23 protein-coding genes are annotated in these 26,105 nt (G+C 59.0%); 14 read left to right on the top strand and 9 right to left on the bottom strand.

From position 1 onward, the window contains the following. Positions 1 to 84: 84 nt before the first annotated feature. Positions 85 to 324, top strand: a complete 240-nt coding sequence (locus tag CKV89_RS11900; RefSeq protein ID WP_154657555.1) for a hypothetical protein — start codon at positions 85 to 87, stop codon at positions 322 to 324. 552 nt (positions 325 to 876) lie between these two features. Here CKV89_RS11900 and CKV89_RS09060 read toward each other — a convergent pair. The 3 genes from CKV89_RS09060 to CKV89_RS09050 all read right to left on the bottom strand — a co-directional run bounded on the left by CKV89_RS09060 (position 877) and on the right by CKV89_RS09050 (position 4,377). Next, positions 877 to 1,401 carry a tetratricopeptide repeat protein gene (locus tag CKV89_RS09060; protein ID WP_051277105.1) on the bottom strand — a complete coding sequence of 175 codons (525 nt, stop codon included), beginning with the start codon at positions 1,399 to 1,401 and terminating at the stop codon, positions 877 to 879. 73 nt (positions 1,402 to 1,474) lie between these two features. Further along, a complete protein-coding gene (locus CKV89_RS09055; protein WP_028326398.1) occupies positions 1,475 to 2,743 on the bottom strand; it encodes an MFS transporter in 1,269 nt (422 codons plus the stop codon). A 56-nt stretch (positions 2,744 to 2,799) separates the two neighbouring features. Beyond that, entirely contained in the window at positions 2,800 to 4,377 is a 1,578-nt protein-coding gene (locus CKV89_RS09050) for an oligosaccharide flippase family protein (RefSeq protein WP_161626183.1), read from the bottom strand. Between the two features lie 528 nt (positions 4,378 to 4,905). Between CKV89_RS09050 and CKV89_RS09040 the strand changes: the two genes are divergently transcribed. Together CKV89_RS09040 and CKV89_RS12550 are read left to right on the top strand one after the other, a co-directional pair. Beyond that, a complete protein-coding gene (locus CKV89_RS09040; protein ID WP_051277103.1) occupies positions 4,906 to 5,508 on the top strand; it encodes a C40 family peptidase in 603 nt (200 codons plus the stop codon). A 30-nt stretch (positions 5,509 to 5,538) separates the two neighbouring features. Continuing rightward, positions 5,539 to 6,012, top strand: a complete 474-nt coding sequence (locus CKV89_RS12550; protein ID WP_197697047.1) for a septal ring lytic transglycosylase RlpA family protein — start codon at positions 5,539 to 5,541, stop codon at positions 6,010 to 6,012. A 91-nt stretch (positions 6,013 to 6,103) separates the two neighbouring features. Here the strand turns inward: CKV89_RS12550 and CKV89_RS09030 are convergent, their stop codons facing one another. The 3 genes from CKV89_RS09030 to CKV89_RS09020 all read right to left on the bottom strand — a co-directional run bounded on the left by CKV89_RS09030 (position 6,104) and on the right by CKV89_RS09020 (position 9,863). Beyond that, positions 6,104 to 6,463 (bottom strand): PH domain-containing protein, encoded by a 360-nt coding sequence (locus CKV89_RS09030; RefSeq protein WP_028326395.1) that lies wholly within the window; start codon positions 6,461 to 6,463, stop codon positions 6,104 to 6,106. 66 nt (positions 6,464 to 6,529) lie between these two features. Then, on the bottom strand, positions 6,530 to 9,214 hold the full coding sequence (locus CKV89_RS09025) for a DNA gyrase/topoisomerase IV subunit A (RefSeq protein ID WP_028326394.1): 2,685 nt from the start codon (positions 9,212 to 9,214) through the stop codon (positions 6,530 to 6,532). A 199-nt stretch (positions 9,215 to 9,413) separates the two neighbouring features. Then, on the bottom strand, positions 9,414 to 9,863 hold the full coding sequence (locus tag CKV89_RS09020) for a PTS sugar transporter subunit IIA (protein WP_028326393.1): 450 nt from the start codon (positions 9,861 to 9,863) through the stop codon (positions 9,414 to 9,416). Between the two features lie 213 nt (positions 9,864 to 10,076). Here CKV89_RS09020 and CKV89_RS12545 point away from each other — a divergent pair, with 213 nt between their 5' ends. The 3 genes from CKV89_RS12545 to CKV89_RS09005 all read left to right on the top strand — a co-directional run bounded on the left by CKV89_RS12545 (position 10,077) and on the right by CKV89_RS09005 (position 14,392). After that, positions 10,077 to 12,572, top strand: coding sequence for a GNAT family N-acetyltransferase (locus CKV89_RS12545; protein ID WP_028326392.1), 2,496 nt, complete (start codon positions 10,077 to 10,079; stop codon positions 12,570 to 12,572). A gap of 78 nt (positions 12,573 to 12,650) precedes the next feature. Beyond that, complete coding sequence (locus CKV89_RS09010; protein WP_028326391.1) at positions 12,651 to 13,253, top strand: DUF5998 family protein; 603 nt, start codon at positions 12,651 to 12,653, stop codon at positions 13,251 to 13,253. Then, positions 13,253 to 14,392, top strand: coding sequence for an alkaline phosphatase family protein (locus CKV89_RS09005; protein WP_028326390.1), 1,140 nt, complete (start codon positions 13,253 to 13,255; stop codon positions 14,390 to 14,392). Before CKV89_RS09010 ends, CKV89_RS09005 begins: the two co-directional genes overlap by 1 nt. Before the next feature lie 76 nt (positions 14,393 to 14,468). On the opposite strand, the gene sepH is transcribed toward CKV89_RS09005, so the two are convergent. Beyond that, positions 14,469 to 16,322 (bottom strand): septation protein SepH, encoded by a 1,854-nt coding sequence (gene sepH, locus CKV89_RS09000; protein WP_028326389.1) that lies wholly within the window; start codon positions 16,320 to 16,322, stop codon positions 14,469 to 14,471. A gap of 185 nt (positions 16,323 to 16,507) precedes the next feature. On the opposite strand from sepH, the gene CKV89_RS08995 reads away from it, so the two are divergent. The 6 genes from CKV89_RS08995 (at position 16,508) to CKV89_RS08970 (ending at position 21,089) form a co-directional block, all read left to right on the top strand. Next, entirely contained in the window at positions 16,508 to 17,581 is a 1,074-nt protein-coding gene (locus tag CKV89_RS08995) for a ferrochelatase (RefSeq protein WP_028326388.1), read from the top strand. Between the two features lie 82 nt (positions 17,582 to 17,663). After that, complete coding sequence (locus CKV89_RS08990; protein WP_084440922.1) at positions 17,664 to 18,575, top strand: inositol monophosphatase family protein; 912 nt, start codon at positions 17,664 to 17,666, stop codon at positions 18,573 to 18,575. 309 nt (positions 18,576 to 18,884) lie between these two features. Further along, positions 18,885 to 19,187, top strand: coding sequence for a DUF4193 domain-containing protein (locus CKV89_RS08985; RefSeq protein ID WP_028326385.1), 303 nt, complete (start codon positions 18,885 to 18,887; stop codon positions 19,185 to 19,187). Then, a complete protein-coding gene (gene dut / locus CKV89_RS08980; protein WP_034400379.1) occupies positions 19,180 to 19,638 on the top strand; it encodes a dUTP diphosphatase in 459 nt (152 codons plus the stop codon). The genes CKV89_RS08985 and dut overlap by 8 nt, the downstream gene beginning before the upstream one ends. 208 nt (positions 19,639 to 19,846) lie before the next feature. Next, positions 19,847 to 20,569, top strand: coding sequence for a DUF3710 domain-containing protein (locus tag CKV89_RS08975; RefSeq protein ID WP_028326383.1), 723 nt, complete (start codon positions 19,847 to 19,849; stop codon positions 20,567 to 20,569). Positions 20,570 to 20,714: 145 nt separating this feature from the next. Continuing rightward, entirely contained in the window at positions 20,715 to 21,089 is a 375-nt protein-coding gene (locus CKV89_RS08970; RefSeq protein WP_028326382.1) for an OB-fold nucleic acid binding domain-containing protein, read from the top strand. A 128-nt stretch (positions 21,090 to 21,217) separates the two neighbouring features. On the opposite strand, the gene CKV89_RS08965 is transcribed toward CKV89_RS08970, so the two are convergent. Beyond that, positions 21,218 to 21,892, bottom strand: a complete 675-nt coding sequence (locus CKV89_RS08965; protein WP_028326381.1) for a potassium channel family protein — start codon at positions 21,890 to 21,892, stop codon at positions 21,218 to 21,220. Between the two features lie 61 nt (positions 21,893 to 21,953). Beyond that, positions 21,954 to 22,616 carry a potassium channel family protein gene (locus CKV89_RS08960; protein WP_028326380.1) on the bottom strand — a complete coding sequence of 221 codons (663 nt, stop codon included), beginning with the start codon at positions 22,614 to 22,616 and terminating at the stop codon, positions 21,954 to 21,956. A 128-nt stretch (positions 22,617 to 22,744) separates the two neighbouring features. Between CKV89_RS08960 and CKV89_RS08955 the strand changes: the two genes are divergently transcribed. Both CKV89_RS08955 and CKV89_RS08950 read left to right on the top strand, forming a co-directional pair. Continuing rightward, positions 22,745 to 24,802: an APC family permease gene (locus CKV89_RS08955; protein WP_051277097.1), complete on the top strand. Its 2,058-nt coding sequence runs from the start codon at positions 22,745 to 22,747 to the stop codon at positions 24,800 to 24,802. Continuing rightward, positions 24,799 to 26,022 (top strand): class I SAM-dependent RNA methyltransferase, encoded by a 1,224-nt coding sequence (locus CKV89_RS08950; RefSeq protein WP_034400377.1) that lies wholly within the window; start codon positions 24,799 to 24,801, stop codon positions 26,020 to 26,022. The genes CKV89_RS08955 and CKV89_RS08950 overlap by 4 nt, the downstream gene beginning before the upstream one ends. Positions 26,023 to 26,105: the final 83 nt, after the last annotated feature.

The raw sequence follows: 26,105 nt of genomic DNA, 5'->3' as shown, positions 1-26,105 counted from the left end.
ATCAAACATCCAAAGTTTGCAGAGTTTGCCTCACAATCGCCAGACAGAAAACGCTGCATGTAACTCACAGAAGGAGATAGTCAGATGAGTTCCAGTAACCCAAAAAGCTTGACAAAATATTTTGGATTAGATTCAAGCCCTGCAGGGTCGGAGCTGAATGCTTTTTCTGTAATTGCGCTACTTGTAATCAGTGTCACGCTCGTTCTTCTTGCGTGGAATCTCAGAGAAGATGCAATTCAGTCCGCCATCCTCTTTATGGCTAGCGGCGCAGTTATTTCGCGGACAATTAGAGACCTAACAAGTTTCTTTTCAAAAAGAAGCTGACCTTTAAGTAACGCGTCACGGATATCATCAATTCTGCTTAAAAAGCTCGTTCCTCCTAACGGGAAATTCAGGAGGAACGAGCGACCGCGTCACTAAATAATCCGATGGGCACTATCGCTAAAGAGTTAAATGCCCCATCATCTATGGTAAAGCATGTTAGATGCGGTTTAGAAAGTTATTGCTGGATTTCCCGCGAGTGACTTCGCGACGGTGCGATTAAAAACATTGATTAATGCTTCTTATCTCCGGAGAGTCGGTCACTTAACCAATTATATCCATAAGAAATTGCGCCTGTGATAAAAAAAGACACGGCAAATGCAAAAATAATTGACAGGAAGTCTCTCGTAGTGCGCGCGAACTGCAAGTCATTGAGGAAGATTGCTATGAAGGCCATCAATATTGCTGATATTGCCTGCTCTGACCTAGAAATCTTTCCCACTGGCTAGCCCCTCAGGAGTTCCAACGGATAATGATGGCGAGAAATACAGCAGGAACTGCATGGATCGCGCCTGATGACCCAAGACTCTAGCTACCATGCACGCTTATCAGCCGTTACTTCTCCACTTCATCCGTGTGTTGCAGTTTCGCCTGGCGTGGGGCTGTTTCTAGAAGAAGATCCGCGTAACGGTGAGCTGAGTTCACATACCGAGGGAGATGAGACGCAAGCGCATGCACCAAAGTCGCTACCGCCTCCCGTTCGTACCCCAAGTCGGTAAGTAGGAGAGCCCGGAAAAGCACCACAGCATCATCGAGACCATCACCCAGAGGATCGGTCTCATTGGAAAGAACTTTCAAGCCTTCCTCAAGATGGCCCAGGTTACGCAATGAGCTTGCGAGCTGGATCCGCGCGCGACGACTCTCATATGACTCCAACCCCTGGTCTAGGGCAGTCCGATAACCGTCCACCGCGAGGTCAGGCCGCCCCAAAGAATCGAACTTGCAGGCCACCTCGAACGCTCGGCGCGATTCAGGTATTGCAGGATTCTCCAAAATGGATTCCAATTGTCGGGAAAACTCATCTGACGACATCGCCTCAAAGCTATTCCAAAGGTCCTTAAGTTTTTGCTGCCAAGCCACTAATGCTCCTCGTGAAAATCTGATGTGCAGGAAGCCGCTCAGTCCACTTCAATACGTGAACCCCGATAAATAATTAATACTTTTTCATATTTCTTACCGCGGAAGATGACGCAAGAATCAAAATTCCAACAATCCCAACAGAGCACGTGGCGAAACCTAATAAAACATTCAAATCTTCCTGAACTGCCCACCCTGAAAAAACTGGAGCAACTACGGCCGACAAGCCAGCAACGAGGCTGAATGTAGCCATCACCCTTCCCTGCATGTCCCCAGGGGTTTCAGCAAAAACATGACCAAAAAGCCCGCCATTCAAAGCTGGAGAGGGGGCCATGCCTAAAACCGCAAGAACGAAAAGGGCCCACGGATTTCCCCCATAAATAAACAAGAGGGCAAAAATAATGGTCATCCAAGAAAGGCCAGCGATTGCAAGGATGCCCGGAGTAAACCTATCGGTTAAGAAAGGGGTGATCGAACTTCCCAGAAGTGCCCCAATCGCAAACCCGGAAACAGTAATCCCGGAAATCAAGCCACCAGCACCAGAATGAGACATATTCAAAACAGCCCACGACGTGCCGGAAAAAACCATGAGATTAATCAGAGGTGCCGCTACCTGGATACGTCTCAAGGCTTCTTTGCTTTGTATGAAAGCAAATGATTCTTTATATCCAGACAGTGACTTAAGTAAAATCTTTAACTTCGAATCAAGTGCTTCGGTTCCGGTTGGCCCTAAACCTCGCTTGATTCTTTGCAGGGTCAGTAAAAAGCCCGCATCGCATACGATTCTAAGAATGAACGGCAAAGCTGGAAATGTAGAATACATGGCCCCTGAAGCTGGGCTTCCAACTATGTGAAGAGTGGAACTTCGCGCCTGCTCTGCACTCATCGCCCGTGGAAACTCAGCAGGTGTGATAAGAGACCGGGCAGAGGCATCAATCGAAGGATCGGCAATGCCAGCGGCAGCGCCGGAAACGATAAGAGAAAAAACTACAAGAAAAGATAGCCAGCCTCCGTGAAGTTCTTCGTATGTAAAAAACAAAAGAAGAGAGATGACGGTAGTTAAGTTAGCAGCCAGGGCCGTCATAAGTGCGCGGCGCAGCAGCGTGCGTCGATCAGTAACGTCAGCTAAGCCGCCACCAATGGGCCCTATGCACAGCTGAATAAAAAGAATGAGTCCGCTAAGCATCCCAGCGATCGCGGTATTTTTAGTAATGTCTACTAGAAGTAAAGTTACCGCGATAGTTGTTGATGTGCTGATTGCCAATAAAGTTGTGGCTGAATACCACTGTCGAAACGATTTTTTCAGAAATGGATTAGACGGGTTGTTTTCGAGAGGGCTCTGCACGTAGAGGATCTCCGTGGGCTTTCGTATATAAAAACTGACTGCGGGTGGATCTTCCGTTATGAGCGCGATGGGGGAGTGCGGCGGAAAATGTCCTTAGCCGTGGCCAGATCAGCTTTATTAAAAGCTAACGCTAGATAAACGAGCATGCCAGGTGCAGCTAACAGTGCACCGCCCAGCAAACCAAGCGCTCCACGAGGAAGATAAGGGTGCACAAGCCACTCGACAGCCACTGCGACACCAATCCCGGCCACAAGCCCCACAAACGGGACCTCATGAGTGTACAAACGCGGCCGCACCGGAACCCGCGAATGATACTGCCAAGAAAAAAAGAGAACAGAAGCCAACTGCGCTAAAACCGTGGCTGCGACCACACCCCCCACACCGAATGGGAAGTAAAGCACCACCGACAGCACGACATTGACAATAAAGCTAGCCACCCCGGCATGCATCTCAATCTCTGAATGCCCTAGCGTCAAGCACCAAAGATTCGCAACATGGCGGATCAACTGGAAAACAGAACCAAAAATGAACGCAGCCGCCACAGGCGCCGCCAGAGTGAAAGAGTCCGGAAGCCACGCACGCACGGCGAAAAGCGCAGCAATAGCGCCGATCACGCACCAACCCACGATGGCGCGCACCCAAATGCGCTGAAGTTTCTCAATCTTCGTGACAGCATCACCAGCCCCCACCCGGGCGACCTCAGTCCCCGTCAGCGCCTGCATCGGATAGGTAGCATTCAACGGCATCTGCCGGAGCTGTTGAGCGAAGTTCGTTCCCTGACCAATCGGCCCCGACTGCTGGGCAGAAAGCAGCCGCCCAGCAACCAACTGATCCTTCTGACTGGTGAGAAGACCAGTCAGCCCAGTGATCTGCACCTTCCAGGAATAACGAAAAAACTCACCAAGATCAGCGCGATTCATATGCCACGGAGTGGCTCGACGCAGATAACGCACAGCAGCAGGAACCGTGATAATCGAACCAACAACCTGCTGAATCACCATCGTCCATGCCAGGCCGTACAGTCCCCAGCCACACATGATCGACGCAGTAATCCCAACGATATACACCCCATATCCAGCCAGAATCGCCATCGAGGTATAACGAAACAGCTGCCTAGCATTAATGACAGCGTTGAGAAGATTCCGCACCAAGATGAAAGCAATGATCATCGTGAGCGTGCGCAGAAGAAAAGACGCTTCGGGAAGGAAAAGCGGATCGACGCGGAAAAACTGCAAGATGCTCTCAGTGGTGAGAAAAACAGTCAGCGAAATGATCAACCCGCCGGTAAAAACGATAGCCGCGACCGACAATAGCAGCCGGGTAGTGGATTCACGATCATCACGCCCGGCATAAATAGTGAAGTAGCGCATCGCGCTCGGGCCGATACCGCCATCAAACTGGCTCAGCAAAGTAGTAAAGCTCGTGACCAGCATAAAAATGCTGTACCGGGCAGGCCCAAGGCCATGGATGATCCACGGCGTCATGGCCAGATTGACAATGAGAGGAATGAGTTGACAACTAGTTTGCCAGCTCATTCCTCTCATAAGTGTTTTCGCAGTACCTGCATTTTTCTGATTTTCGCTGCTCACATGACGTCCTGATGATGTGCTGTGGGCGCGGTGGGGCGTGAGCATGGCCCCCATCGTAAAACGCTGTTTTATTGATGCATCCGAACAACTCGGTGTTAAAAACTATTTAGTGCGCAATAAAACACGACCACTTCTGCGGGGAAGCGCCCGGCAAACCCACCCCCAGTGGTTGCGATGCATACATCGCAACCACGCCCTCAAACATCCCAGCAACACTGAAGCAGCAGCACATTGGCTTACTCCGCCCAACGCCACCAAGTTGGTCACTCGTCCCACACTCGCCGCCAACAACACCCTCACCTGGCAACGATTGCTGCACAGCACTACCGACACAGCCTGTGCGGCCCTCGCCGAATCTTGTCCCTAGGGCCGCAGCAGCACACCTTGACCTACCGCGCTCACCAAGGAAGATGAGCGCCACCACGCCAGGAAGGAACGACGGCAAGGACGAGAACGGGAGCCATCACCACCGCCGCACCAGCGCGGCTCGGGGCACAGCACACACGCAGCGAACCGGATTCGCTAGCCCGACAGATGGACCTTCCGTAGGCGGTTTCCGGATACCCCACGCATATGCGTCACATCTTCGCGGCGGCCGCGGCCGCCCTAACAAGCATGTCCGTCATTGCCTCACCAGCTCACGCAGCCCCAGGTGAAACAAGCAACACCGAAGAAACGATTCCTTACGCGGCACTGGCACTCTCCTCAGTGAACATCACCCGCCACGCCGCACTCGCCACTGCTCAGGCCTACGCCCAGCAAGCACCCCAAGCGAACTGGCAACAAAAAGCCAGCAACGCCAACCACCTCGCCACCGCGATGAAAATGCCCGGAATCAGCCTCCGCGACCGCATCATCGCCATCGCAAAAACCCAGGTAGGAACCCCATACCTCTGGGGCGGCAGCACACCAACAGGATTCGACTGCTCCGGATTCACGCAATACGTCTACAAAAAAGCCGGCCTACGCCTACCGCGCACCGCAGCAGAGCAACAACAAGCCCTCACACCCACCAGTAACCCCCGCCCCGGCGACCTCGTCTTCTACGGGCGCAGCGCCCACCACGTGGGCATCTACATCGCAGACGGGCTCATGCTGCACGCCCCACACACCGGGAAAAACATCGCCATCGCACCTATCTACGGCACCCCCTCCGGCTACGGCCGTCTCGCCTGACCCACACCGACACATTTCGGAGGAACAACTATGCCTACCACCCTGTACCTACTCATGGCCGCAGCCATCGCAGTCTCCCCACTGACCTCAGCCCAACCCGCCCCCACAACCAACCGGCCCGCCGTCATCAAACCGGCCACCAGCACCAAAACCACAAAAACAACAAAAACCAAGAAAAAAATCACCACCAACACAAAAAAGGAAACCACCGCCGCCACCGGACCCGCCACCACCTGCCGGGCCTCCTTCTACGACGAAGACCAAATGACCGCCAGCGGTGAACGGTTCAACCCCAACGCCCTCACCGCCGCCCACAAAACCCTTCCCCTGGGCTCCAAGCTGCGCGTCACCAACCCCTCCACCGGCGCAACAGTCACCGTCCGCATCAATGACCGCGGCCCCTACATCGGTGGACGCTGCCTCGACCTATCCGCCGCCGCATTCAGCAAAATCGCGAACCCATCAGCAGGCACCGCCCTCATCCGGATGCAGCCAGTCAAATAACCCCAGGTAAAAGGGACGCGAAAAACACGCGGGCCAGATGCGGCGCAGGTGAAAACCACCAGCGCCGCACCTGGCCTGCGTCACACGGTCATCAACCAAGCACAGATCGAGAAATAAGACGATCCAACGCCCGCACATCAATACCAGAACCAACATTGATCTTGATATGCCCCGCACGGGTCCACAGTTCAATCTCTGCGTTCATGTCAAACGTGCCCGCGTTCTCCGTCGACCACATATTGATCGCCGAATACGGCAACGAATACACCTGAACTTTCTTGCCCCGCAGCCCCTGCGCATCACGCACGATAAGACGGTGGGTGGTGAACGTGGCAGAGTCCCGGAAAGTTTTATACGCCGCTACCGCTGACTCCCCAGGCGCCAACAAATCCTGCACATCAGCAGGAATATCCGTTTCCTGCACCAAGGTCCACTCGATGATGTTCTCCATGAACCCATCCTCCCGCTTAACCACACAACAGTGGGTCACACAACCCAGGTGCAGGAAACACCACGCCTACTCCTGCCCGGTCTGCACCACATCCTCAAGACTGTCCGGGTCATAGTCATCACGGTTCACATGCGGCCGCTGCCGCGCCGGAGCAGAAACATCCAAATCAAACCCCGGCTGCGTAGCCAACCCACGCGCACGCCCCACCAACGACGGCTCTTGCAGGCCTGCCTCCGTGCTGACCTGCACATCCTCATCCGTGGCAGTAGCCCACTGCGGCAACGACGGCGCAATCAACGCAACCGAAGCCTTCAACGGCGACCCCGAACCATCACGACGCCCAACAATCTCAGGCAACGAACGAGCCGCACCCTTCAACGACGCAGCAAACACCGGCGCAGCACCCGCAAACGCCAACCCCAAATGCGTCTCATCACGCAAGAACCGGTGCGTACGCACCCCACCCGTAGCCCGGCCCTTACTCGGATACTCCGACAACGGCGTCACCTTCAACGCATCAACCGGTGACCCCGGGCTACGCCCCGCCACCGCCGCGCCAGTAACCACCACATTCTCCACCGCAGTATCGACAGCGCCGAAGAACAACACCGACGCCCCCTCAGCCAACTTGATACCAGCCACACCACCACCAGCACGTCCCTGCGGACGTACCTTCTCAGCCGAGAAACGAAGCAAATACGCGTCCGAGGTAATAAAAACAAGGTCCTCTTCACCCGTGGACAACTCCACCGCGCCCACGACCCGATCCTTGCCCTTGAGAGTGATCGTTGACCAATCACCCTTACCTGAGGGCGGATAATCCGTATTCACACGCTTAACCACACCCTCAGCCGTACCAAGAGCAAGCCCAGCAGAATCCGGCGCCAACGAACACAACGTCAACGGCACCTCAGCAGGAGAACCGCGATACGCCTCACCCGCAGCCGCCAACGACACATACGCGCTGACCGCAGTCCCCCCCGACAAATCAGGAGAACCAGTGGTGTTCACCAACGTCGGCAACTCCAACACCGAAACCCGAGCGATCTTGCCCGCCGAAGTCACCACACCAACCTCACCGCGCACAGTCGCAGGAACAATCGCAGCGATACCGTCATGGCTGCTACGACGCCCCCCAGTAGGCAACGGATCACGGCCACGTGTACGCGCAATCAACCCAGTAGTGGACATCAACACGTAACAGGGATCGTCAGCCACCTCCAAAGGAGCAGCCGCCGCAGCCGGAGTACCCGCCGACTCAAGCAAAACCGTGCGCCGCGCAGTACCCAACTCATCAGCGACCTCACCCAGCTCCGAGGACACCAACTCCCGCAGCTTGCCCTCATCAGCCAAAAGCTCTTCCAAATCCGCAATCGCGGCAAGCAGCTCCTGCTGCTCATTCTCCAACTCGATACGGCTGAACTTCGTCAACCGCCGCAACTGCAGCTCAAGAATGTAATCAGCCTGCACCTGCGTCAACGAGAACTGCTCCATCAACCCAGCCCGCGCCGCCGCAGTGTCATCACTAGCCCGGATAAGCGCAATAACCCGATCAATATCCAGGATCGCGACAAGCAACCCCTCTACCAGATGCAGACGTTCCTTACGCTTGCCCAACCGGAACTGACTACGCCTCCGCACCGTCGTGATACGGAAATTCACATACTCGTGCAGCAGATCCAGTAGCCCCATCGTCTGCGGACGCCCATCCACCAACGCCACATTGTTGATGCCGAAGCTGTCCTCCAACGGCGTCAACTTGTACAACTTCTCCAGAACAGCCTCAGGATTGAAACCATTCTTAATCTCGATCACAAGACGCAAACCATTCTCGTGATCCGTGAAGTCATCAATATCGCTGATGCCCTCAATCTTCTTCGCCTTCACCAGATCAGCGATCTTCGTCTTCGCCTTCTCCGGACCCACCAAATACGGAAGCTCAGTCACCACAATGCCCTGCTTACGGGCAGTGACCTTCTCAATATGCGCCGTAGCGCGCGTCTTAAACGTGCCCCGACCCGTGGCATACGCATCCCGAATACCATCCAGCCCAACAATCCGGCCCCCACCAGGAAGATCCGGGCCAGGAATGAACCGCATGATGTCATCCAACGACGCATCAGGATGAGCCAACAAGTGCTGACACGCAGCCACCACCTCACGCAAATTGTGTGGCGGCATATTCGTAGCCATACCCACCGCGATACCGCTAGCCCCATTCACCAAAAGATTCGGATACTGCGCCGGCAACACCGACGGCTGTGTCAACGAATCGTCATAGTTCGGAACAAAATCAACAGTATCCTCATCGAGGTTCTCCACCAGCGCCCGAGACGCCGCCGCCATCCGCGCCTCCGTATACCGCGCAGCAGCAGGCCCGTCATCAAGCGAACCAAAGTTACCGTGCCCATCCACCAACGGAACCCGCATCGTAAACGGCTGAGCCAACCGCACAATCGCGTCATAAATCGCCACATCACCGTGCGGGTGATACTTACCCATCACCTCACCAGTGATACGCGCACTCTTCACATGCGAACGATCCGGCCGCAACCCCATCTGCCGCATCGCATACATGATGCGACGCTGCACCGGCTTCAACCCATCACGAGCATCCGGCAGCGCCCGCGAATAAATAACCGAATACGCATACTCCAAGAACGCGCCTTGCATCTCCTCCTCGACATCGATGTCAACGATGCGCTCCTCTACCGGGACAGCAGAACGCGTGGACTTCTTCGAGGGGGCCATAAATCCGGGGACCTCCGGGAACGTTGGGGCGGGGGACAGGCCAGCGGGCGCAACACATCCCAATCACACGATCAAGACACGACACGAGCGCAAGCCCGGTTCATAATCCCTCATCCGAGGGGCAGGTGGCACACGACGCACGAGCGAAGCCACCATAGTGGCCCCACCGACCAACAAAGAACGTGGGTTCCCCTGTCTATCAGGACCGCTCAAGAGCCTCCTGGATCAAATCCGCAACAGCCGCAGCGTCAGCAAACGTGCGAAGCTGCCCACGAAAATCCGTATGCGTAAGACGCCGCGCCAACTTCGCCAAAATAGCCAAATGATCCGTCGGCGCCCCAAACGGAACAGCAATAAGAAAAATCAAATCAGCAGGACCATCAGCCGACCCCCAATCAACACCCCCCACACACCGACCAAACGCCACACTCGGCTCAGTCACCGCAACGCTACGCGCATGCGGAATAGCCACCCCACCAGGAAGCCCCGTCGCCAACTGCGACTCGCGATACTCAACATCAGCGATAAACGCCGCACTATCGGTGACACGCCCCGCCGAAGCGAGCAAATCAGTCAAAGACGCAATAGCCGACCTGCGCTCCTGACTAACCAAATCCAATGCCACATGCTCGGTGGTGATCAGTCTCACAATGCTCCTTGCCTGGGAACCAACAACCTCGTGCGCCGCACGCCGCCATCAACCCTGGACACATCCGACCACTAGAGGCGTGGGAGGTTCGGCCACAGCCTAATCCGTTCACCCACTTCAAGAACGCGAAACATCCCGACTCACACAGACAACCTCACCCGCCACACCACCAAAAACCAACACACCCGCCCACCCCCACGGCACCATGAACAAATGAGCCAGAACCACTCCCAGACACCCGACTACCCACTGCGCTGGGAAGCCGATGTAGTCCTACGAGACGGATCCCTGGCCCACGTCCGCCCCATCACCCCCAACGACACCGAACGCATCCACCGATTCCACGCCGGCCAATCAGAACGCTCCATCTACATGCGTTTCTTCGCCCCCATCAAAAAACTCTCCGACGAAACCGTCCACACCTTCACCCACGTCGACCACGACCAACGCGCCGCCCTGGTCGCCCTCACCGGCGACAACATCATCGGCATCGCCCGCTACGACCGACTCCACGACCCCCGCACCGCCGAAGTCGCATTCAACATCGCCGACTCCTGCCAAGGAAAAGGCGTCGGCTCAGTCCTACTCGAACACCTAGCCGTCATCGCCCACGAAAAAGGCATAGACCGCTTCATCGCCGAAGTACTCCCCACCAACCGCCAAATGCTCGCCGTCTTCACCGACGCCGGCTACGAAATCACCCGCGCCTTCGAAGAAGGCATCATCACCGTCGAATTCACCATCGAAACCACCGAAAAAACCGCCAACGTCCAACTCGCCCGCGAACACCACGCCGAAGCCAGCAGCATGGCCCGCATCCTGCGCCCCCACGGCATCGCCATCATCGGAGCAAGCCGACGCCCCCACGCCATCGGCACCACCATCCTCGACAACCTCCTCGACGGCGGATACACCGGCCCCATCCACGTCATCTCCACCGAAGCAACCACCCTGCGCGGACTACCTGTCTACCGCACCGCCCGCGACATCCCCCAACCCGCAGACCTAGCCATCATCGCCGTCCCACCACCAACCATCCTCACCGTCCTCGACGACTGCGCCGCCGCAGGCATCAAAGCCGCCTGCATCATCGGCACCGGATACGCAGAATCAGGCCCCGAAGGCGAACACCTCCAAAACCAACTCCTGCGCCACGCCCGCCGCCTCGGACTACGCATCGTCGGCCCCGCCTCAGCAGGCATCGCCAACCACGACCCCACCATCAGCCTGAACGCCACCGTCACCACCATCCCCGGACACATCGGCATCTTCGCCCAAAGCGGAGGCGTCGTATCCGCACTCCTATCCACCCTCTCCCACCGCAAACTCGGCCTATCCACCTTCTGCTCCGCCGGAAACCGCATCGACGTCTCCGGCAATGACTTCATGCAATTCCTCATCGACGACGACACCACCGACGTAGCCGGGCTCTACCTCGAATCCGTCGGCAACGCCCGCAAATTCTCACGCATCGCCCGCCAACTCTCACTCCGCAAACCCATCGTCTGCGTCAAAACCGACACCCAACACACCATCCCCACCGGCCACCGCGCCCGCGCCACCACCCTGCCCCCACAAGCCTTCAACACCATGCTCAACCAAGCAGGCGTCATCCACGCCGCCTCAGTCCACGAACTCGCCAACACCTGCGAACTCCTCGCCGGACAACCCCTACCAGCCAGCAACCACGTCGCCCTCATCAGCAACTCACCCGGAATCCTCGCCATCCTCCACAACGACGGCAACACCGCAGGACTCACCCCCACCCACACCACCCCACTACCCCTCAACAGCCCCGTCGAAGACATCGCCGCCGCCATCCACACCGCCGCCACCACCCCCAACGTCGACGCTATCCTCATCGCCCTAGCCCCACCACTACACGACAGCGAAGAAACCGTCGCCGCCGCCATATCCCACACCCAATGGGCCCACCACACACCCATCGCCGCCACCTTCATCGGCATGCGCGACGTCCGCGACACCATGCACCGCTGCAGCCACCACACCCCCAACAACCGCCGCCGCACCATCCCCACCTACCCCACACCCGCCGAAGCCGCCACCGCCATGGGCCACGCCGCCACCTACGCCACCTGGCTCGCAACAGAACACAGCAGCCGCGTCAACCCCGACAACATCGACCGCACCGCAGCCGGCCAACTCGGCTACCCCGTAGTCCTACGCACCCGCCCCACCCCCACCCACCCCACACCCCTGGTCCGCCGCGACATCTACAACGACGAATCCCTCCACCACGCCCACCACACCCTGCGCGAACACACCACCCCCGACACCCCCATCGCCATCCAACAACTCGCCCAACCAGGAACCCCCCTGACCCTCCACACCCGCGAAGACCCCGTATTCGGCCCCATCATCTCCCTAGCCCCCGCCAACCCCGCCGCCCAACTCCTAGGCGACACCGTCTACCGCATCCCCCCACTGACCACCCGCGACACAACCAGCATGCTCACCGAACTACGCAGCGCACCACTACTAACCCACCCCAACAACACCACCGGAACCGGCGCCCTAGCCGACCTCATCGCCCGCATCTCCGTCCTAGCCGACTTCCTCCCCGAAATAGCCCACCTCACCCTCGACCCCATCAACCTACGACCCGACGGAATCGACGTCCTCGGCGCACACATCCACATCACACCCCCCGCCACCCGCTCCGACCCCGGACGACGAACCCTCACCTAAACCCCACCCCACCACCGCCACACACGTAGTCGACACGCCATACCCGCAACCACCGCAACGTGGACCACAATGGGAATCATGAGTTTTCCTCGCCGTAGTGCCCACGGCTCATCACTACCCGCCGACCTGGTCCGTGACGTCGAACGAGCAGGCTACTACCCAGCCCTCGTCCACGAGGTAGTGCAAACAGCCCTCGCCGGCGAAAGCGTCGTCTCACACCTGGTCCACCAAGAAACCACCTTCGACCACGACTCCATTCGCCGACACATCACAGTCCTGGTCATCACCCCCACCCGCCTAGTCGTCATGCACGCAGACGACGACTCCCAAGCCGGCACCGCCCACGCCACCGCCACCGCCACCAGCGAATCTGTGCCATTAAGCCGCATCCGCGCAGTCATGCTCACCCACGTCGTCAGCGACCCCGCCTCCTACACCCCCGAAAGCCACGGCCAAGAACTCACCGTCACCATCGGCTGGGGATCAGTCTCCCGAATCGACCTCATCCCCGCCTCCTGCGGTGAACCCAACTGCGAAGCCGACCACGGCTACGAAGGCACCATCACCGCCGACGACATTAGCGTCCGCGTCAGCGCTATGGCCGATGGAGAAAACGCAGTTACCCAAGCAATCGCATTCGCCCACGCACTCCAAAGCGCTACCGCTGGAGCAGGAGAATAATGACCAACACCGGGGGACAGCACGAAAAACCTACCTACGACACACACGGACTGCTCGGCGTCTTACCGTCAGTCGCGCACTCCCTCAACGTCCCAGGCTTCAGCGAATGGGACACCGACCTACCCCAAGCACGCAGCGCAGTCGTCGTCCTCGTCGACGGACTCGGCGATGAACTCCTCCGCCGCCGCAGCGGCCACGCCCCCTTTCTACGCTCCCTGCTCAACAACGGCCGACGCCTCCACGCCGGATTCCCCTCCACCACCGCAACCAGCCTCACCAGCCTGGGCACCGGACTACCCCCCGGCGCCCACGGCATGATCGGATACGAAGGCCACAATCCCGCCAACAACCAACGATTCAATGCCCTCAGCTGGGAAAACGGCCCCGACCCCGAACTATGGCAGCCATTCCCCACCGTCTTTGAAAAAGTCGCCCCCCACCTCGAGCCCTTCAGCATCGGCCCCACCCACTTCGAAGGCTCCGGACTAACCCGCGCATCCCTACGCGGCCCCCGATACAACCCCGCCGACGACCTCGAGGACCGCATCGACGCCGCCGTCACCATTTTGCGAACGCACCCACGCGCCCTCATCTACCTCTACTGGGGCGAAGTCGACAAAGTAGGCCACGAACACGGATGCGGCTCATGGCAATGGGGAGACGAACTCGAACGCATCGACGCCGCACTACGACAACTGGCCCGGCGCGTCCCAGCAGGAACTGCCATCCACATCACTGCCGACCACGGCATGATCGACACCAACGACAGCACCCGCTTCGACATCGGCCTGCGCCCAGCCATGACCGCCAACATCAGCCATGTCACCGGTGACCCCCGGGCGCCCCACCTACACCTCAAACCCGGAGCCAGCGCCGACACTGCCGCCACCTGGAGCGCTGAACTCGGCCACCGTGGCACGGTCCTCACCCGCGAACAAGCAATCGAAACAGGTGTCTTTGGCCCCGTCCGTGATGATGTCATTGCCAGAATCGGTGACCTCATCGTCATCATGAACGACAACCACGTCATCCTGGACTCCCGCCGCGACAAACCCGGCCTGCTGCGCTTGGTCGGCCACCACGGGTCAACCACCGTCGACGAACTCGCAGTACCACTGCTGAGCCTGCCGCCCCGCTAACCACAGACAAAACGACGTGCCCACTGCCTGACCTGATAGGGGAGTGGGCACGCCGCAAAATACGGGCTTAACGGGCTTAATGGCCTCCTGGCCTGGCCCCAAACATGATGTCGTCCCACGAAGGCACGCTCGCCCGACCACGCGAAGACTTGCTCTTAGTACGAGAAGGCGTGGAGGCCTCAGCTGTTTGCTCAACAGCAGCCTCAGTAGCCGGCTCCTTCGCCGCGGATTTCGCTGCAGAAGCCTTGGCTTTCGAGGTTTTAGCGCCAGCAGCCTTCGTCGAGCTTGTCTTGCGCGTCCCTGACGTCTTACGAGTGGTTGTTTTCCGTGTCGATGCTGTTTTGCGCGATGTAGTGCGTTTGCGTCGCGTCGTGGGTGCAGGTTCATCAGCTGCTTGCTCACCAGCGGATTCGGCTGCGTCAGGTTCTTGCGTGGCTTTGTCCGAATCAGATTCAACTGCCGGTTCGGCTGCATCCTCGGGCTCGGGAGCCGGTTCTGGTTCGGGAGCAGCCTCAGCTTCAGGTTGAGGTGCATCGTCAGATTCAGGTGCCAGATCGGCTTGCGCAGCAGAATCTTCCGCTGGCTCCGCTGCTACCTCTGGATCCGAGGTGGCTTCTGGCTCTGGTGTGGGATCTGAGTCTGGCTCCGCTTCTGGTGTAGGCTCTTGCGAAGCTTGCGCTTGGGACTCTTCCACCTCAGCAACGGATGCTTCGGCCGGTTCTTCTGCCACTGGTGTTTCTTGCTCAGCCTCTGCTACCGGCGCTTCAGGAGCATCTGCCGGCGCACTATCTGCTTCATCAGACTCCGGCTCCGGGGGGTGCGCGGCAGTGTCTTCCTCGGGTGTGGCATCAACGACTTCAGTAGCTGGTTCTTCTGAATCTTCCTCGGCTACTGGCTCTGCTGCAGATTCTTCCTCACTGGCAAGGTCTTCCTCAGCTGAGGGCTCAGCAACCTCTTGCGCATCCGCAGCAGAATCCGCCTCCTGCGTCTCAGCCACTGGCTCCGGCTCGGCAGGGGATTCCTCTGCTGCTTGCGTGGCAGCCTCTTCAATTACCTCAGCAGGCTCCTTGGGCTGGGCCTCCGGCTCGACAGAAACATCACTTTCCACGACAACGGCCTCGAGTACCTCTTCGGCAGGCGCTGTCGTTTCAGCGGTTTCTTCCGCTGGTTCTTCCGGTGGGGCTATAGCTGCAACAGGTGCTGGTGCAGGTAGCTCTTCTACACCTTTGAGGCGTCGCCGATTACGTGCGTAGATACGCTCGCGTAGGTCAGCGACCAATTCACGGTCTCCGTGCTCAGCCCCAGCATCCTCTTCCGAACGGGGAATCAAAGGGGCAGAACGCGCGAAATGATCCGCGCCAGGAGATTCCTCGTTCGTGATTGCCGCGGCCTGAGCGTTCAACGCCGAAACGGTCATAGTTCCTCGGGAGAAACGCCACCGAGCCAGGTGCGCCTGCGTATCGGCCACAAAGGTAATTTCCACGACCCATTGGCCGTCATCGGTGCGGTAGGAGTCCCAATGTGTAGCGGAGGTGTCGATACGCCGCTCTCGTAGATACGTGTCCACCAATTCACGAAGTTCGACAGCTTGACCGAAAGAGTGCCCCCGAATGTGAGCGCGACGCGCCAGACCGGCAACGTGATCACGTTCGGCCAGGATTGGTCCTTCGAAGCGTCTGACCTTCTCTTCCGTCCATCCCGCGCGTTCAGCAGTCTCCGCAGTGGTGTAGCCGGCGCGGATGAGTGCTTGGACCTCGGCGGGACGCATGATCTGCTTGGGTTCTTCGTGGGTGACGTGTCTGCGTTCCCACCTCGCGGCCTCACGGAAGGCGTCGTCGAGGGGGAGGCGGTACTGGATATCGCTGTCGTGTGAGCCCAGTACTACGTATTCACCGCTCTCGTGGACGCCGATGAGGTAGAGGTCACGCATGTGTCAGTCTCCCGTCTGTCGTTGCTGCGCGGGATGCCGATGCCGACCGCCTCGGGATCCGGTCGGAGTCGGGAGTCTCGGTCTCGGGGGTCACCGTGGCCCGTCTCAGCGCTGTATGCACTTTCCGCGTCAAAGGAAGCCTATCGGGGTCGCACCCTGGATCGTGTCAGTAATACGTTGGGTCGGTGAGTCATGTGAATGCAGGAATGATTGATGGAATCGTTTTGGTGTCCTTTGGGGGACCGCGAGGCGAGGCCGATGTGGTGCCTTTTCTGGAGAACGTGACTGCCGGTCGGGGTGTTCCGCGGGAGCGTTTGATGGTGGTGGGGGAGCATTATTTCGCTCGTGGTGGGGTGAGCCCGATTAATGCTGAGACGCAGGCGCAAGCTGAAGCGATGCGTTCGGCATTGGAGCGGGCGGGGCGGGGGGATGTTCCTGTCTTTGTGGGAAATCGTAACTGGGATCCGTATGTGCATGAGGCGTTGTTGGCAGCTTCGCAGGCTGGGGTGCGGCGCGCTGCGGTGGTGGTGACGAGTGCGTATTCGGGATATTCCTCGTGTCGGCAGTATCGAGAAGATATTGCTGCTGCGGTGGCTCGGTTGGAAGCTGCGGGGGAGCGGGTGCCAGAGCTGGTGTATGTGCGTCCGTGGGGGCTGGAGCCAGTTGTAGTGGCTGCTTGGCAGCGGCGTGCGGTGGAGTTTGTGGGGCGTGCGGTGCAGGGGGATGTGTCGCTGGATGAGGTTCGGGTGTTGTTTGTGGCGCATTCGATTCCAGAGGGGGCAGCTGTGCATTCGGGGCCGCAGGGGAATCCGCGGACGTATGAGCGTGAGTTGATGGCAGTTGCCCACTCATGTGCGCAGGCGGTGGAGGAGTCTTTGGGGGCTCAGCCCGGGTGGGATCTGGTGTTTTGTTCCAGGTCAGGGCGTCCGGAGCAGCCGTGGTTGGTGCCAGATATTAATGATGCGATTACAGCGTTGCAAGGGTCAGGTGTGCGCAGCGTTGTGCTGGTTCCGATTGGGTTTGTGGCTGACCACATGGAGGTGGTGCAGGACTTGGATACCGAGGCTGCGGACACGGCTGCGGGGATTGGGGTGGAGTTTTTGCGGGCGCCGACGTTGCGTGATGAGCAAGCGGTGGCGCAACGGTTGGTGGAGTTGGCGTTGAATGCCGGGCAAGAGCCGGGGTTGTGTCAGGTGGATTGTTGTCTTGCGCCGTTGCGTCCGGGGACGCAACGGCCGGTGGCTGCGTTTGAGGGGTGAAGTAGGTCACGGTGTGTGCGCGGTTGCGCGTCGTGAATGTGCTGTTTCGTTAGATGTTTTCTCAGAGAGGAGTGTTGTTGTGATGGGTCTTTCTTTGGGTAGGTCTGGTGTTGCGGGGGCGTCATTGGGGTCAGTGATTCCGGCTGAGTTGGTTCCGGATGCCGATGTGTTGGCGCAGTTGGAGTCTTTTGCGGTTGATTTGGCGTCGGGGGCTGGTCGTTTGGTGGTGACGGAGCGGCCGGAGGGGATGGAGGTGGATACGAAGACAACTGAGACTGATGTGGTGACGGAGATGGATCGTCGTGCCCAGGAATATTTGGTGGGACGCATTCGTCGGATTCGTGAGGGTGATGGGGTTTTGGGGGAGGAGGAGGGTGGGGCTTTAGAGGTGGGGGAGTCGGGCTTGACATGGGTGTTGGATCCGATTGATGGCACGGTCAATTACTTGTATGACCGGATGGATTTTGCGGTGTCGGTGTCGGTGGTGGTGGGTGATGTTTCGGCGCCGGGGTTGTGGTGGCCGGTGGCGGGTGCGGTTTCGGCGCCGGGGCGGGGGTTGACGTATCACGCGCGGTTGGGGGCGGGTGCGTTTGTGGTGGATTTGTTGGGGCGGCGTCGGCGGTTGCGTGTGTCGGGGACGACGGATTTGGGGCAGTCGTTGGTGGCGACGGGGTTTGCGTATGCCAGTGAGCGGCGGGCTGAGCAGGGGGTTGTGTTGGCTGCGTTGTTGCCGCGGATTCGGGATGTGCGCCGTTGTGGGAGTGCGGCGTTGGATATGTGTGATGTGGCTGCGGGGACGTTGGATGCCTATTACGAGCGGGGGGTGCATGTGTGGGATGTGGCGGCGGCGCGGGTGATTGCTCAGGAGGCTGGCGCGGTGGTCAGTGGTATTGGTGCTGAGGCGCCGTTGGCTGATGGGGTGATTGCTGCGGCGCCGGGGGTGCATGGTGCGTTGCGAGAGGCGTTGTCGGTGATTACTGCGCCGGTTCGGTAGTCGCTGTGAGTTGCTGGTTCGGTCTAGGGTGGTCGGGCTGTGTGAGGGTTTTGGGTGTGCGTGTGAGGTGACACACGGGCATGAAGACGCCAGGACGTGACTAACACCTGTCTTGTGGTGCACAATCCCCTCACCGTCCCGGCTCATGGAATTGGTGTGGTCGGGTTCAGCGTTGCCCTGCGGGAGCATCGCTGCCGTAGTGTGCGTTGTCTTCGGAGCGAGTACATCCGGGGATGGTGTGTGCGATGGCGGTGTTGCCCGACCCCCTTGTGAAGCCGCCCGACATCTTTATGAAATGGAGAGGCTTGAATGGCCACTGACTACGATGCCCCGCGTAAATCCGACGAGGACGCAGAGGACTCGATCGAAGAGCTGAAGTCGCGGCGCGTCGAGAAGTCGTCCTCGGCGAACGTCGACAACGACGACGCTCGTGACTCTGGAGAAGGGTTTGAGCTTCCGGGCGCAGACCTGTCGAATGAAGAGTTAACGGTGCGTGTTGTACCTAAGCAGGCTGATGAATTTACTTGTGGTAGCTGCTTCCTGGTGCGTCACCGGAGTCAGTACGCGGGTGAGAACAACGGTTTGGCTGTCTGTAAGGAATGCATTGCCTGAGGTTCGTGTAAATGTACGTCGGCTTGACCCCGAACTCCCGCTTCCGCGCTATGCGCGAGATGGGGATGCCGGGGTCGACCTATGCGCGCGTGTCGATACGGTCCTTGAACCGGGGGCACGTTTTCTTATGCCGACCGGTTTAGCTATCGCGGTGCCGCGTGGCTTTGTCGGTTTGGTTCATCCGCGTTCTGGATTGGCTATCCGTCATGGTGTGACGGTGGTGAATGCTCCGGGAACGATTGATGCTGGCTACACCGGTGAGGTGTGTGTTCCGCTCATCAATGTAGACAGGTCTGAAGCGTTCACGATTACGCGCGGAGACCGCATTGCCCAGCTGGTGCTGCAAGAGGTTGCCTCGATCGTGTGGAACGAGGTTGACGAACTAGACAGCACTGAACGTGGCGAAAGTGGTTTCGGTGCTTCCGGTGGATTCGGTGAGCGCCGCGACTGATCGTGTGGTGTGATTTCGGGCTGGTTGGCGCATTGTGGCCAGCCCGACATCGCCACTGTGTGCCTGTGACAGACTAAGGCGAGCTTAGTCGGGATCGTATTGAGGCCTATGCGCGTTCGTTCTGAAGTGAGTCGTTGTGCCGTCCCTGACGGTTGTGTTGTGCAGTGTCGGGTTCAGGAGCGCCGTCGGCGCGAGGAGGGAAGCAGACATGGGGCTGTTCGGTCGTAAACGATCCAAAGTTGAGTCTGTGCCGCAGCATGAAGCGGCTGTTGACGAAGGTGCCTACTGGCAGGAAGAGCCCAGCGCAGGTGTGCCTGTGCTTGGTCAGCACACGGCTGAGCAGTTGGGGCCCTTCGATTCTGGTGATGTTGTCCGTCCGGAGGGGTTCCTCGATTTTGGTTCGGTGTGGCTGCCGAACATCCCTGGTGTGACGTACATGGTGGAGACTGATCAGCAGAGCAACGAAGTTACGGGGATGCGTCTGCAGATCGAGGAGTCGGTGTTGCAGCTGCAGGTGTTCGCGGCGCCGAAATCGAAGTTCTTGTGGGGCGATATTCGTGAGGAAATCGCAACCAGCTTGCGTAACGGTGGTGGAGAGGCGGACATCACTGAAGGCCCTTATGGGGCAGAACTGATGGCTGCGGTGCCCACCCCGGCGGGGTTAATGCCGATGCGGTTTATCGGTGTGGATGGCCCTCGCTGGTTCCTGCGCGGTGTGATTAGCGGACCGGCTGCATCTGACCCGGATGCGGGGCAGGCATTTATCGATTTGCTGCGGGTGGTTGTTGTGCACCGTGGACGTCAGCCGATGGCGCCGCGTGAGTTGCTGCCTATGCACATGCCGCGTGACATCGGTGAACACGACAATGGCGAGCAAGCTCCCACACTGGACCCGTTCGAGCGTGGACCGGAGATCACTGAAATCCGCTGAGTCTGATTGTTCTTGCTGCTGCCCTGCGTGGATGCGCATAAGCGCGGCGCGAGTGCGCCCACAGGATTGGTGGGTTTACAGTCGTTTTCGCCCCCGAAGGCATACCTGCCTGAAGGGTTTGTTATGACGTGTGAAAGGTTTGGTAATGGCGGCAATCTCATCGCTGCTTGAGCGGTTGGCGGGCGCCCAGGCGAAAGCCGACGACGCTGCCCTGCGCAAAGAGTGCAACGGGTGCGGCGCTACCGAGATTGGTGACTGTGCTGATCGTGGCTTTTACACGATGCGGGGAATGGTCAAGTCGGTGACGCGCCCGGCTGCTGGGTCCACGCCTTCCATCTCTGCGGAGATTTTTGACGGCTCTGGCTACCTGACGTTGGTGTGGATGGGGCGCCGCGAGATTCCCGGGATTGTTCCGGGGGTGCGGATGCGCGTGGAGGGCCGTGTGATGCGTAACGGCAACAAGGTTGTTATGCATAACCCGAGCTTTGATGTGCTCGCTCCGGCCTCGGCGACACATTAGTCAGCCAGCAGATAAGCGGAAGATCGTCACTGCCTCTAGCGGCGGCGATTGTTCTTTCCTGAAGCCACAAAACATGAAAAGAGGGCGGAACAGTACAGGGGTACTGTTCCGCCCTCTTTCGTTGCGTTTTAGTCCTCGATGTTGTCGGCGGTTGAGAAAAGCTGTCGTACTTCGTTTTCTTCAGCCTGAGTAGTCACGATGATCAGTTCGTCGCCGGCCTCGAGGAGATCGTCCGCAGTGGGGCCGATGGGGCGCGCATCGCGCACCAGGCAGGTCAACACCGTATCTGGCGGCCAGGGCACGTCTCCCACGCGCGTAGTGGCCCAGGGGCTGTCTTCAGTGAGAGTGATCTCCACCAGGCTTGCCCCAGATTGACGGAACTCGAAAATTCGCACCAATTCACCGACTGTGACAGCTTCCTCAACGAGCGCGGTGATCAACCGGGGTGTAGACACTGCTACGTCTACACCCCAACTCTCATCAAAGAGCCACTCGTTCTTCGGGTTGTTGATGCGTGCCACTGTGCGCGGCACCGCGAATTCTGTTTTCGCCAGCAGAGAGGTCACCAGGTTCACTTTGTCGTCGCTGGTGGCCGCCACGATCACATCAGCTGACTCCAGCCCGGCCTCTTCCAGAGAAGACAGCTCGCAGGCATCAGCCAGGAGCCAGGAGGCATCGGGGACTACTTTGGTTTCAGCGACGTCGATGTTTTTATCGATGAGTAATACTTCGTGACCGTTACCGATCAGCTCGCGGGCAATAGAGCGCCCTACGCTGCCTGCCCCAGCAATAACGACCCTCATGCCTGTTCCCCTCGAACAATGAACGACTGCGCAACAGCTGCGCTAACCATGGCGTTGATGCTCATTCGAACTCCGGTGCGGACTCGAGGATCCGTTCGGTCTGGCCCAACGCTTCGGCCGTGGTGATCACGCTTACGATGTCACCGGCCTGGTAGACGTGTTCTGCTGTCGGGATCATTCCTTCACCAAACCGCATCACGTACGCGACGCGGGCGCCGCTGAGCTGTTCCATCGTTGAGTACCTCAACCCGATCCAGGCGTGATGCAGAGCCACTTCCGCTACTACTACGCGGCCGCTTGGGTCGGCGTGCTGGGGCGTTGCCCCATGGGGTAACAAGCGCCGCATGATCCGGTCGCTGGTCCACCGCACGGTTCCTACCGTGGGGATCCCTAGCCGCTGATACACGGCCGCTCTACCGGGGTCGTAGATACGCGCTACGACGTTCTGTACCCCAAATGTTTCCCGAGCTAACCGCGCCGTGAGGATATTGGAGTTATCGCCGCTGCTCACTGCTGCGCAGGCGTACGCATTCTCGATGCCCGCCTTAATCAACACCTCACGATCGAAGCCCTGCCCGACCACGCGGCGGCCCTCAAAATCTGCTCCTAAACGGCGAAAAGCACGCCGATCCTGATCTATGACGGCCACATCGTGGCCACGCTCGGCAAGATTGCGGGAGAGGGACGCTCCCACCCGGCCACAGCCCATGATGACGAAGTGCACGTCACGACCGTATACCAGGCAGCCATCAGTGCAGCACCCAGACTCAGCTGAATCAGACCAGAACGCTGCGACGCGTCCAACACGCGACGACCCCACCGTTCACGGCGTTCGGCTCTACAGTGTTCTCCGTGTCAAACCTCACCCGCGCCCTGAAGCGTGCGATCGTCGGGCGGGCGATGAGCTCAGACCGGCTCGGCGAGACGCTGCTTCCCAAGCGCATCGCTCTTCCCGTATTCGCCAGCGACGCACTCTCGTCCGTCGCCTACGCCCCCGATGAGATCCTCCTTACCCTCGGCCTGGCTGGTGGAGCTTTCGCCGCAACCCATTCATGGCAGATCGCCTTGGCCGTCGTGTTCGTCATGGTCATCGTGGTGCTCTCATACCGCCAGAACGTACACGCCTACCCATCCGGTGGAGGAGACTACGAGGTCGCCACCACTAACCTCGGCACAAAAGCTGGGGTGACAGTCGCCAGCGCACTACTGGTCGATTACGTCCTTACCGTCGCTGTGTCGGTTTCTTCCGGGGTTCAGAACGCCGCGCTTGTCCTTCCCTGGATTCGCGGCCATGAAGCCACAGCCGCTGCTGTCCTGATCATTACGCTCACCACACTGAACCTGCGCGGTGTCCGTGAATCCGGTGCCGCATTCGCCATCCCCACCTACGCCTTCATGATCGGGGTGATTGGCATGTGTCTGTGGGGTTTTGTGCGCCACTTCACGGGCACTTTGCCGATGGCTCCCAGCGCCCCATTCGAGATGGCCCCCGCCAGCGGCTACGAACAATTAGGCCAACTGGCCCTAGTCTTTTTGCTTCTTCGGGCGTTCTCATCCGGATGTGCCGCGTTGACCGGTGTCGAAGCGGTATCCAACGGGGTGCCAGCTTTCCAAAAACCGCACAGCAAAAACGCTGCCACCACGCTCGTGCTCATGGGTGTCATCTCGATCACGATGCTGCTCTCTACCGTCACCCTTGCCAACCTCACCGGCGTGAAATTTGCCGAGCACCCTAGCGAGCAGCTCCTTCTCAACGGCCAGCCCGTGGGCACTGGGTACATCCAAGAAACCGTCATCGGTCAGCTCGCCCACACCGTTTTCAATAACTTCCCCGCTGGCATGTTCTACATGGCCACCGTCACCGGGATCATCCTCATCCTCGCCGCGAACACTGCCTTTAACGGCTTCCCAGTGCTGGCTTCAGTTTTGGCTCGCGACGAGTTGCTTCCACGGCAGCTCGCCCAGCGAGGAGACCGCCTGACTTTCAGTAACGGCATCCTCATCCTGGCCACCGCTGCCTTGGCTCTCGTGATCGTCTACGACGCTGACGTCACCCGACTCATCCAGCTGTACATCGTCGGTGTGTTTGTTTCTTTCACACTGTCCCAGATCGGCATGGTGCGGCACTGGAACCGCAACCTGGAGCTGGCTGAAGGTCAGGAACGTTCCCGTATGCGGCGTTCACGGGTCATTAACGCTATCGGTGCCACCATGAGTGGAACGGTGCTCATCGTGGTGTTGCTGACCAAATTCACCCACGGCGCTGGGTTCGCAGTGGCGGGGATGGGCATCCTTTTCGTGATGATGCTCGGCATCAACAAGCACTACCGCGCTGTTGCTGAAGAACTGAAGCTGTCCGAGGACGTGCGCGAAGAACGAGCCCTGCCCTCGCGGGTGCACGCCATCGTTCTTGTAAGCAGGGTGCATAAACCCACCATGCGTGCCCTCGCATACGCCCGGGCCTCCCGCAGCTCTGACATCGGGGCAGTGACTGTTGCCGTTGACCCTGAAGCCACTGAAGCGTTGGTTCACGAATGGGAGCGGCGTGAAATCCCCGTTCCGCTTACCGTGCTTGCCTCCCCGTACCGAGAAATGACCAGGCCTGTGCTGGGATATATCGACCATTTGCGTCGCAAAAACCCCCGCGACATCGTCAGTGTTTATGTGCCTGAATATGTCCTCGGACACTGGTGGGAACACCTGTTGCACAACCAAAGTGCGTTGCGACTCAAAGCCGCGCTCCTGTTCAAACCGGGGGTGGTCATGGTGAGTGTGCCGTGGCGTCTGGAATCCTCTGACGGGGCCGAACAACATTTCCGTAATGGCGGCGGTGCCCGAGCATCGTCTATTTACGGCCCCCGGGATAACACGCTGGTGCCCGGCAGCATCACGAGGAAAGGTCAAGCGTGATCGGTACACGATTGCAGCTCCACATCGAACGCATCGCCCACGGCGGGCATGCAGTCGCCCACACTGACGACGGGCAGGTCGTGTTCGTCCGGCACTGCCTACCAGGTGAAGATGTCGCGGCTGTCGTCACCAAAGGAAAACCAGGAGACCGGTTCGTTTTCGCTGATGCGGTAAAAATCCTCACCACATCCGCGTTCCGGGTCCAGCCGCGTTGTGAGGTTTCCGGGCCCGGCGGCTGCGGAGGCTGCGACTTCCAGCACGTTGATCTTGACCATCAGCGTGAGTTGAAAGCACAAGTCATTAGCGAGCAGCTCACCCGACTGGGTGGCATTGATCGTGATGTGCAGGTGGAGCCGGTACCGGGAGATCAAGACGGGTTGCGGTGGCGGACTCGGATGGATTTCGCCGTTGATCGTTCTCGCCGCGCCGGGTTGCGCAGGTTCCGGTCTCGGGACGTCATCCGGTTAAAGGATTGCCCAATCGCTGCTGAAGAAGTCACCGAATCTGGGGTGTTCGCTAGGCGGTGGGGTGGGGCCAGGGCTGTTGAAGTTGTGGTCCCTAACGGCAGCGACACCAAGGTGGTGCCAGTGCCTGGTGGAACCAAACGAGCCAAGACAGTGACCGAGCATGTTGCTGTGCCAGCAGGGCAGCGGCACAACGGTTTCACCGGAGATTTCACCGTGCCTACGCGTGGGTTTTGGCAGGTTCACCCAGGCGCAGCATCCACATTGGTGGATGCGGTTCTTGAAGGTGCTGCGATTACCGCAGGAGATACCTGTCTTGACCTGTATGCGGGAGTGGGGCTTTTCGCGGCCGCGATGGCTGCTCAGGTAGGCCCGGGTGGGTCGGTGATCGCTGTTGAGTCGGACCCGGCTGCGGTGGTGTGTGCACAGCGTCGCTTTAACGACGACAGTCGTGTGCAGGTGATCAAGTCACGCACCGAGGACGCGTTAGACAAAGGCCTGGCCGGGGGCAGAGCTGATGTTGTGGTCTTGGATCCGCCTCGCTCAGGCGCCGGTGCTGCAGTCATGCGCCACCTGGCTGCGTTAGAGCCGCGGGTGATGGTGTACGTCGCGTGTGATCCGGCAGCTCTTGCGCGTGACTTACGCAGCGCTGGTGAGCTTGGGTACACGCTGACGGACCTACGTGCATTCGACATGTTTCCGATGACTCACCACGTCGAATGCGTCGCTACTGTCCGCAGACAAGGCAGCATCTGATTCGGGTGCGGGAGTCACCGGGCCGACGCCCGCGCCTGGCACGGTGACTTCCGCGCATGTAACAGCGGTGCGTGGTGGTGTGT

It is taken from the genome of Dermatophilus congolensis (assembly GCF_900187045.1).
In the GTDB taxonomy this organism is placed as follows: domain Bacteria; phylum Actinomycetota; class Actinomycetes; order Actinomycetales; family Dermatophilaceae; genus Dermatophilus; species Dermatophilus congolensis.
The sequence above is the reverse complement of the archived record's forward strand: the minus strand, read 5'-3'. Positions and strand labels throughout refer to the sequence as shown.

Bases quoted from the DNA above. Each gene is read 5' to 3' on its own strand.
- CKV89_RS11900 (WP_154657555.1), top strand. From the start codon at position 85: ATGAGTTCCAGTAACCCAAAAAGCTTGACAAAATATTTTGGATTAGAT.
- CKV89_RS09050 (WP_161626183.1), bottom strand. From the start codon at position 4,377: ATGCTCACGCCCCACCGCGCCCACAGCACATCATCAGGACGTCATGTG.
- CKV89_RS09040 (WP_051277103.1), top strand. From the start codon at position 4,906: ATGCGTCACATCTTCGCGGCGGCCGCGGCCGCCCTAACAAGCATGTCC.
- CKV89_RS12550 (WP_197697047.1), top strand. From the start codon at position 5,539: ATGCCTACCACCCTGTACCTACTCATGGCCGCAGCCATCGCAGTCTCC.
- CKV89_RS09030 (WP_028326395.1), bottom strand. From the start codon at position 6,463: ATGGAGAACATCATCGAGTGGACCTTGGTGCAGGAAACGGATATTCCT.
- CKV89_RS09025 (WP_028326394.1), bottom strand. From the start codon at position 9,214: ATGGCCCCCTCGAAGAAGTCCACGCGTTCTGCTGTCCCGGTAGAGGAG.
- CKV89_RS12545 (WP_028326392.1), top strand. From the start codon at position 10,077: ATGAGCCAGAACCACTCCCAGACACCCGACTACCCACTGCGCTGGGAA.
- CKV89_RS09010 (WP_028326391.1), top strand. From the start codon at position 12,651: ATGAGTTTTCCTCGCCGTAGTGCCCACGGCTCATCACTACCCGCCGAC.
- CKV89_RS09005 (WP_028326390.1), top strand. From the start codon at position 13,253: ATGACCAACACCGGGGGACAGCACGAAAAACCTACCTACGACACACAC.
- sepH (WP_028326389.1), bottom strand. From the start codon at position 16,322: ATGCGTGACCTCTACCTCATCGGCGTCCACGAGAGCGGTGAATACGTA.
- CKV89_RS08990 (WP_084440922.1), top strand. From the start codon at position 17,664: ATGGGTCTTTCTTTGGGTAGGTCTGGTGTTGCGGGGGCGTCATTGGGG.
- CKV89_RS08985 (WP_028326385.1), top strand. From the start codon at position 18,885: ATGGCCACTGACTACGATGCCCCGCGTAAATCCGACGAGGACGCAGAG.
- CKV89_RS08975 (WP_028326383.1), top strand. From the start codon at position 19,847: ATGGGGCTGTTCGGTCGTAAACGATCCAAAGTTGAGTCTGTGCCGCAG.
- CKV89_RS08970 (WP_028326382.1), top strand. From the start codon at position 20,715: ATGGCGGCAATCTCATCGCTGCTTGAGCGGTTGGCGGGCGCCCAGGCG.
- CKV89_RS08965 (WP_028326381.1), bottom strand. From the start codon at position 21,892: ATGAGGGTCGTTATTGCTGGGGCAGGCAGCGTAGGGCGCTCTATTGCC.